This is a genomic window from Corynebacterium tuberculostearicum (assembly GCF_032821615.1).
GTDB lineage: Bacteria > Actinomycetota > Actinomycetes > Mycobacteriales > Mycobacteriaceae > Corynebacterium > Corynebacterium tuberculostearicum_H.
The window spans coordinates 1-5,381 of sequence record NZ_JAVBIF010000034.1 but is presented as its reverse complement, the minus strand read 5'-3'; the positions used below and the strand labels follow the sequence as shown (position 1 = coordinate 5,381).

Below are 5,381 nucleotides of genomic sequence, written 5' to 3'. Positions count from 1 at the left end.
GCGACTAGTTCCACTGCAACAAGGCAGAAGGAACGCAGATAAACATAGCCTGCCCCAGCATGGGGCTAGGAGTACGAATCCTGAGTCCCTTCAAGCGGAACTGCCAACAACGTAATGGGCAAACTTTTTCAATCAAAGGAGTATTCATGGCTGACGCAGTAAAGTTCTGGTTCGACGTATCCTGCCCCTTCGCTTGGGCCACCTCGTGCTGGATTAAGGAAGTAGAAAAAGTACGCGACATCGAGGTGGAGTTCGAGCCAATGTCCCTGTCCGTGCTCAATGACGGACGCGATCTAGACTCCACCTACATGGATATGATGAAGGCTAACTGGGGCCCAGCCCGCGTCTTTGCCAAGGTCAAGGCCGAGCGCCCTGAGAAGGTAGACGAGCTCTACACCGCAATGGGTACTCTCGTCCATGCCAAGGGCAACGGTATGCGTACCGGCTTTGGTGCCTATGACGACATCATTGCTCAGGCGCTTGCAGAGGTGGAGCTTCCGGCCGAGTTCGCCGAGGTGGCCAATACCGAGGATTACGACGAAAAGCTGCGCGAGTACCACCACAACGGCATTTCTTCCGTAGGCGATGAGGTCGGCACCCCGGTTATCAAGCTGGGCGAGACCGCCTTCTTCGGCCCGGTAATTACCCGCATTCCTACCGGGGAAGAAGCAGGAGAGCTTTTCGACGCCTCCCTGCGCCTTGCCCAGTACCCCTACTTCTTCGAACTCAAGCGCTCCCGCACCGAGATGCCGCAGGTGGAGGAGAACTAAGCCAAAACGAGGATCATTACTCACCTCACGCTCCAGTAGAAGGCGCTGGTGAGTCAAACCCTTCTGCCGTAGGAGGATGGGGCTAAATTGCCCACTCTTGCTGCTGGATTCGCGGGGCTGAAATGGTTGCGATCTCAGTAGCGGTATGCGGAGAAGCTAAGGGATGCCGGAAGGTAGGGCGTGTTTTCCTTGCCTGCCCCTACTTAGTCTTTAATTCTCCGCATAAATCGGGGAATGCATTATCCCGGATAGGATTCGCAGCCCACACCGTCCCCGTCCTCATCTCGTGCTGGCGAGTAGTCGGGGTCGCCAGGATAAACTTTGTGCCCAATTTCGGCACAGGTTCGACCAGATCCACCACCGGCTGGCGCTGGGTCGTTTTGTTGCTCGGCCGGCGGCGCTACGAATTGCTGTGCAACCTGTGGTGCCATTTCATCTGAGCACTGTTGAGTCCAACCGGAGGTTCCGTCCGAGAAGAATGTTGTGCCGCGTTCATGAATTGAGGGGTCTCCACAAGAGGAAACGGTCTTCTCTACAGGGGCTTGCTCAGCTCGTTCTTCCTCATTTGAGTCGCCTAATGCAGCGTTCGGATTATCGTGTATGTGGAGATCGTCATCGTCGTGCTCATCCTCTTCGTCAGGTTCTTCGACCTCTGGTGGAGGCGTAACCTCGCTAGATGAGGAGGTAGTGACGCTACTTGTCGAGCTAGTTGTAGAGGACGTGGTGGTGCTCGACGGACTGCTGCTGGTCGTGCTTGAAGTGGTCTCGGAGCTTTCGCCTGAATCGCTACATGCTGATATCAAAAGCGTGGTTGTAACGAGAATGGGTAGTAGCTTTTTCATGCTCTAGTCCTTTGGGGGAGAGTTTCAGACTTTACTAAGAGGCTACTCGATTCTTAGCCATTTCCTGGCCTGTTCTGGATATGAATCGTCTGATTTCTAGATTTAAGGCGACGGTAAATGGTGCCGGGCTGATCTCTGGCGGCAGTCTAAAAGCAAAGAGGGAGTTTCCACCCAAAGAATCTGTTTCTTGGAGCTAATGGGTTCTCTTTTAGCGTCGGCGCAGCTGAATCGCAGCGCCGACGCACAGTGCGATGGTCAGCGGGGTCAAGATGAATGCCGGCAGACCTGCGATATTGATAGAGGGAAGTTCCGTGCCGGCCCGAAAGTCGTCCCAGGCGACAAGCACCCAGGATGCCCACGATGCGCCGGCAAGAAGCGCAATAATGCCGGCCGCAATCGCGCCCCCGTTGGCCCGCGGATTCCCGCGCACCTTTTGCGCAATCCACCACACTCCCAGGCCCAGGTGAGCCAAAGTGGCAAGAATGCTCGCGATAAGCGGGAGGAGGAAGCCTCCGGTGCCGGAAACCTGAACACCAAGCAGGATGATGCAGGCGAGAAGGCTCCCGCCGTAGAGCGCGAGGACTGGTTTGGTTATAGGCATGGCTTTCCTCCTTTATAGCGATTGTGGTCGCCCGCGAGCCTATCAGGAAAATGTAATACGAAACAGGGTGGGCGCTAAGCCTCCTCAAGGCGCGCCGGGCCGGTAGGATGTGGGCCATGCGCGTTTACCTAGGAGCAGACCACGCAGGTTTCGAAACCAAGAACCTGATCGCTGAACACCTCACCAAGCAGGGCCACGAAGTCATTGACTGCGGCGCCCATACCTACGATGCCGAGGATGATTACCCGGCATTTTGCATCGAAGCGGCACAACGCACCGTCAATGACCCAGGCTCCCTGGGCATCGTGCTTGGCGGCTCCGGCAACGGCGAGCAGATTGCCGCCAATAAGGTCAAGGGTGCTCGCTGCGCACTGGCGTGGTCCGCAGAGACCGCCCGCCTTGCCCGCGAGCACAACAACGCCCAGCTCATCGGCATCGGTGGCCGCATGCACACCGAGGAGCAGGCGCTGGAAATCGTCGACGCCTTCCTAGACCAAGAATGGTCCCGCGCGGAGCGCCACCAGCGCCGCATCGACATCTTGGCGGAATACGAGCGCACCGGCATTGCCCCGGAGCTGCCGGAGGCCTAAGCCACGCAGAATAAACGCCGCGGGCCAAAACTGGTTCCGCGGCGTTTCTTCGTGTGGTTCGGCCGGTTCGGCCAAGGCGCTAAGGCTTAAGTGTCATTCATGTCATTTGGGTGCGGACCGCCTCGTCCCTCTTCGCCCTCATCCAGGGCGGTGATGGCAGCCATCTCGTCCTCGGTGAGCTCAAAGTCGAAGACGTCGAAATTCTCCGCGATGCGCGATGGCGTGGCGGACTTAGGGAAGAGGATGACGCCATTCTGCAGGTGCCAACGGATGACGACCTGCGCTGGGCTGACATCGTGCGCCGCAGCGGCGTCGGTGACCTCGGGGGCATCCAAAATATCGCTTTTACCCTGCCCCAAAGGCCCCCATGCCTCAATAGCTACGGTGTGGGCGCGGAAGGCATCCAGCTCGCGCCAGCGCTGCAGGTAAGGGTGAAGCTCGACCTGATTGACCGCCGGCTTGACGTCGGTCTTGAGCTCCAGCTGGTCTAGGTGCTCGAGTTCGAAGTTGGAGACGCCGATGGACTTGGCCTTGCCCTGCTTCTGCAGCTCGATGAGCTGCTGCCAGGCTACGACGTAGGTCCCCTTCGCCGGGGTCGGCCAATGGATGAGGTAGAGATCCACATACTCTAGGCCGAGCTTGTCCAAAGATTCATCAAGTGCTGCGGCGGCATCGGTCTGGCGGTCATTCCACAGCTTGGTGGTGACAAAAAGTTCCTCGCGCGGGATGCCGGACTTGGCAATTGCCCGGCCCACGCCTTCCTCGTTGCCATAGATAGCGGCGGTATCGATATGGCGATAGCCCACGCGCAGGGCCTCGGCTACCAGCTCTTCGGTCTTATCCGGATCCATCTGGAATACGCCAAAGCCCAGCTGCGGGATGGTATTGCCATCGTTAAGGGTGATGTTAGGTACGCTCATGCGCCCCAGACTACCTATCTACTGCAGCGGGCCGAGCGTGATGAATTTATTCCACGTCTCCCACTCATCTTGCAGGCGGGCGCGCTCGTGGGGTGGGGTAGCGGTGTCGTCGATAAGCGCGGCGTCAATCATGCGCACGCCATTGTCAAAGAACAACGCGGCGTGCCCCGAGGCGCCGTGCCGCAGTACCGGAACCAAGTTCAACCCATCGAAGGACAGGCGCGCATTAGGCCGCACATCCAGCCCGGCAATGGCGGCGAGGGTAGGAGCCAAGTCAATAGGGGAGACCAGCTCGTTATTCTCCCCGTTTTCCGCCACGCCCGGCCATAGCACCGACATGGGGGCATTTCCGCCCAGCAGGGAGCAGACGGCAATGACGCCTTTAACCTGGTCGAGTTCCTCCAGGCTGGGCTGTTCTAGCAGGCGAAAGACGTCTTCACCGGCCGGTTGCGTGTCTTCGCGGACCTCATAGCCCACCCCAGCAAAAACCTCACTGATGCGCGTGGTGGCTTGGCGCTGTGGGTACTGCCCGGTCAGGGTACCGCGGCGGGAGTCCGCATAAGTTTCCGAAGGCACCCACGTGTTTTTAAAACGAACGCCGCGCAGTGCGTTCTCCGGCGCATGGTCAAAGGTCGCAAGAGTGATATCCATGGGCTCAATTCTAGGCTTGCCGACGCCCCCTTCGGCCAACTTTGCCTAGTGATATTGGTGAGCGGACGCTCACCGCGGCGATTCAACGATTTTGTCCCTATAAAACGCCTTTTTCGTCGACGGTCGCGGTGGTTTAGATGGACGAAATCGTTGAAAGTAGCTTGCTGATGGGGAGCTGGCTCTAATCGAGCTCCAGGTCCTCAATGCCGTGCACGGTCACGGTCTCTGACAGTGGTGCGCGACCCGGAGCCGTATTAAAGACTGGGCTAGATTCATCGGCCGTACCAAAGGTGATGGCGGTGACCAGCTTGTACTCCTCGTCCACGCCTAGGAACTCGCGTGCGGTTGGCGCAATCAAGGAAATCATGCCCTGTGGGATGCCGTGATAGCCGTGTGCTTCCAAGGAAAGCAGGAAGTTTTCGGCGTAGGTTCCCTGGTCAAAGGCGGCACGGATGCGGTCGCCCATCGGCGGGATAAAGAGAAGGACTGCATGAGGCGCGCCGAAGAACCGCAGGTTTTCGCGGACGAATTCCACGCGGCCTGCCTTGTCCTCGCGCTCAATGCCCAGTAGACCGTACATCTTGGCGGCCAGCTCTTGGGAACGCTTGGGATGGATCCCCTCACCATAATCGGTGGTGAAGTCTGGGCTGAGCCCATTGGTGTCGAATTCCTTAATAAGCGCGGCGCTGAGCTCCTTGAGCTTTTCTCCGCCCACTACGTGCACGTTCCACGGCTGGGTATTGGAATTGGAGGGTGCGGATTGAGCGTCCTCCAAAACCTGCTTGATGTCTTCTACCGGCATGGGCTCCGGCAGGAATGCGCGGGGAGAGTGGCGATTGCGGATAAATTCGGAATACTTATTGGTTGAAGTCATGCGCGCCACCCTAGGGTTAAGGGTCAGAAAGTGTGTCTGGGATCGGGGATTTTTAGGCCCTGACCTCTAGGTTAGCGTCAAATATACGCTTTGGGAGCGTATATCTGGCCTTGGGACCGTAAATCCACGGTGT

8 protein-coding genes are annotated in these 5,381 nt (G+C 58.1%); 3 read left to right on the top strand and 5 right to left on the bottom strand.

The genetic code is table 11. The annotated features are described in order from the left end of the window. Positions 1 to 146: 146 nt before the first annotated feature. On the top strand, positions 147 to 770 hold the full coding sequence (locus RAE09_RS11615) for a mycothiol-dependent nitroreductase Rv2466c family protein (protein ID WP_316981752.1): 624 nt from the start codon (positions 147 to 149) through the stop codon (positions 768 to 770). Positions 771 to 1,009: 239 nt separating this feature from the next. On the opposite strand, the gene RAE09_RS11970 is transcribed toward RAE09_RS11615, so the two are convergent. Beyond that, on the bottom strand, positions 1,010 to 1,201 hold the full coding sequence (locus RAE09_RS11970) for an excalibur calcium-binding domain-containing protein (protein ID WP_005327252.1): 192 nt from the start codon (positions 1,199 to 1,201) through the stop codon (positions 1,010 to 1,012). Positions 1,202 to 1,457: 256 nt separating this feature from the next. Between RAE09_RS11970 and RAE09_RS11610 the strand changes: the two genes are divergently transcribed. After that, positions 1,458 to 1,619 (top strand): hypothetical protein, encoded by a 162-nt coding sequence (locus tag RAE09_RS11610; protein ID WP_250409294.1) that lies wholly within the window; start codon positions 1,458 to 1,460, stop codon positions 1,617 to 1,619. Between the two features lie 201 nt (positions 1,620 to 1,820). Here the strand turns inward: RAE09_RS11610 and RAE09_RS11605 are convergent, their stop codons facing one another. Continuing rightward, positions 1,821 to 2,213 (bottom strand): MFS transporter, encoded by a 393-nt coding sequence (locus RAE09_RS11605; protein ID WP_316981751.1) that lies wholly within the window; start codon positions 2,211 to 2,213, stop codon positions 1,821 to 1,823. Between the two features lie 116 nt (positions 2,214 to 2,329). On the opposite strand from RAE09_RS11605, the gene RAE09_RS11600 reads away from it, so the two are divergent. Further along, positions 2,330 to 2,803 (top strand): ribose-5-phosphate isomerase, encoded by a 474-nt coding sequence (locus RAE09_RS11600; protein WP_005327249.1) that lies wholly within the window; start codon positions 2,330 to 2,332, stop codon positions 2,801 to 2,803. A gap of 86 nt (positions 2,804 to 2,889) precedes the next feature. On the opposite strand, the gene RAE09_RS11595 is transcribed toward RAE09_RS11600, so the two are convergent. The 3 genes from RAE09_RS11595 to RAE09_RS11585 form a co-directional block, all read right to left on the bottom strand. Beyond that, complete coding sequence (locus tag RAE09_RS11595; protein ID WP_316981750.1) at positions 2,890 to 3,723, bottom strand: aldo/keto reductase; 834 nt, start codon at positions 3,721 to 3,723, stop codon at positions 2,890 to 2,892. A gap of 18 nt (positions 3,724 to 3,741) precedes the next feature. Beyond that, positions 3,742 to 4,374: a hypothetical protein gene (locus tag RAE09_RS11590; RefSeq protein ID WP_316981749.1), complete on the bottom strand. Its 633-nt coding sequence runs from the start codon at positions 4,372 to 4,374 to the stop codon at positions 3,742 to 3,744. Between the two features lie 181 nt (positions 4,375 to 4,555). Continuing rightward, positions 4,556 to 5,248 carry a nitroreductase family protein gene (locus RAE09_RS11585; protein WP_005324042.1) on the bottom strand — a complete coding sequence of 231 codons (693 nt, stop codon included), beginning with the start codon at positions 5,246 to 5,248 and terminating at the stop codon, positions 4,556 to 4,558. Positions 5,249 to 5,381: the final 133 nt, after the last annotated feature.

What these genes read in the sequence shown, in the direction of transcription:
- RAE09_RS11615 (WP_316981752.1), top strand. Translation starts at nt 147, where the DNA reads ATGGCTGACGCAGTAAAGTTCTGGTTCGACGTATCCTGCCCCTTCGCT.
- RAE09_RS11590 (WP_316981749.1), bottom strand. Translation starts at nt 4,374, where the DNA reads ATGGATATCACTCTTGCGACCTTTGACCATGCGCCGGAGAACGCACTG.
- RAE09_RS11585 (WP_005324042.1), bottom strand. Translation starts at nt 5,248, where the DNA reads ATGACTTCAACCAATAAGTATTCCGAATTTATCCGCAATCGCCACTCT.
- RAE09_RS11970 (WP_005327252.1), bottom strand. Translation starts at nt 1,201, where the DNA reads ATGGCACCACAGGTTGCACAGCAATTCGTAGCGCCGCCGGCCGAGCAA.
- RAE09_RS11600 (WP_005327249.1), top strand. Translation starts at nt 2,330, where the DNA reads ATGCGCGTTTACCTAGGAGCAGACCACGCAGGTTTCGAAACCAAGAAC.
- RAE09_RS11605 (WP_316981751.1), bottom strand. Translation starts at nt 2,213, where the DNA reads ATGCCTATAACCAAACCAGTCCTCGCGCTCTACGGCGGGAGCCTTCTC.
- RAE09_RS11595 (WP_316981750.1), bottom strand. Translation starts at nt 3,723, where the DNA reads ATGAGCGTACCTAACATCACCCTTAACGATGGCAATACCATCCCGCAG.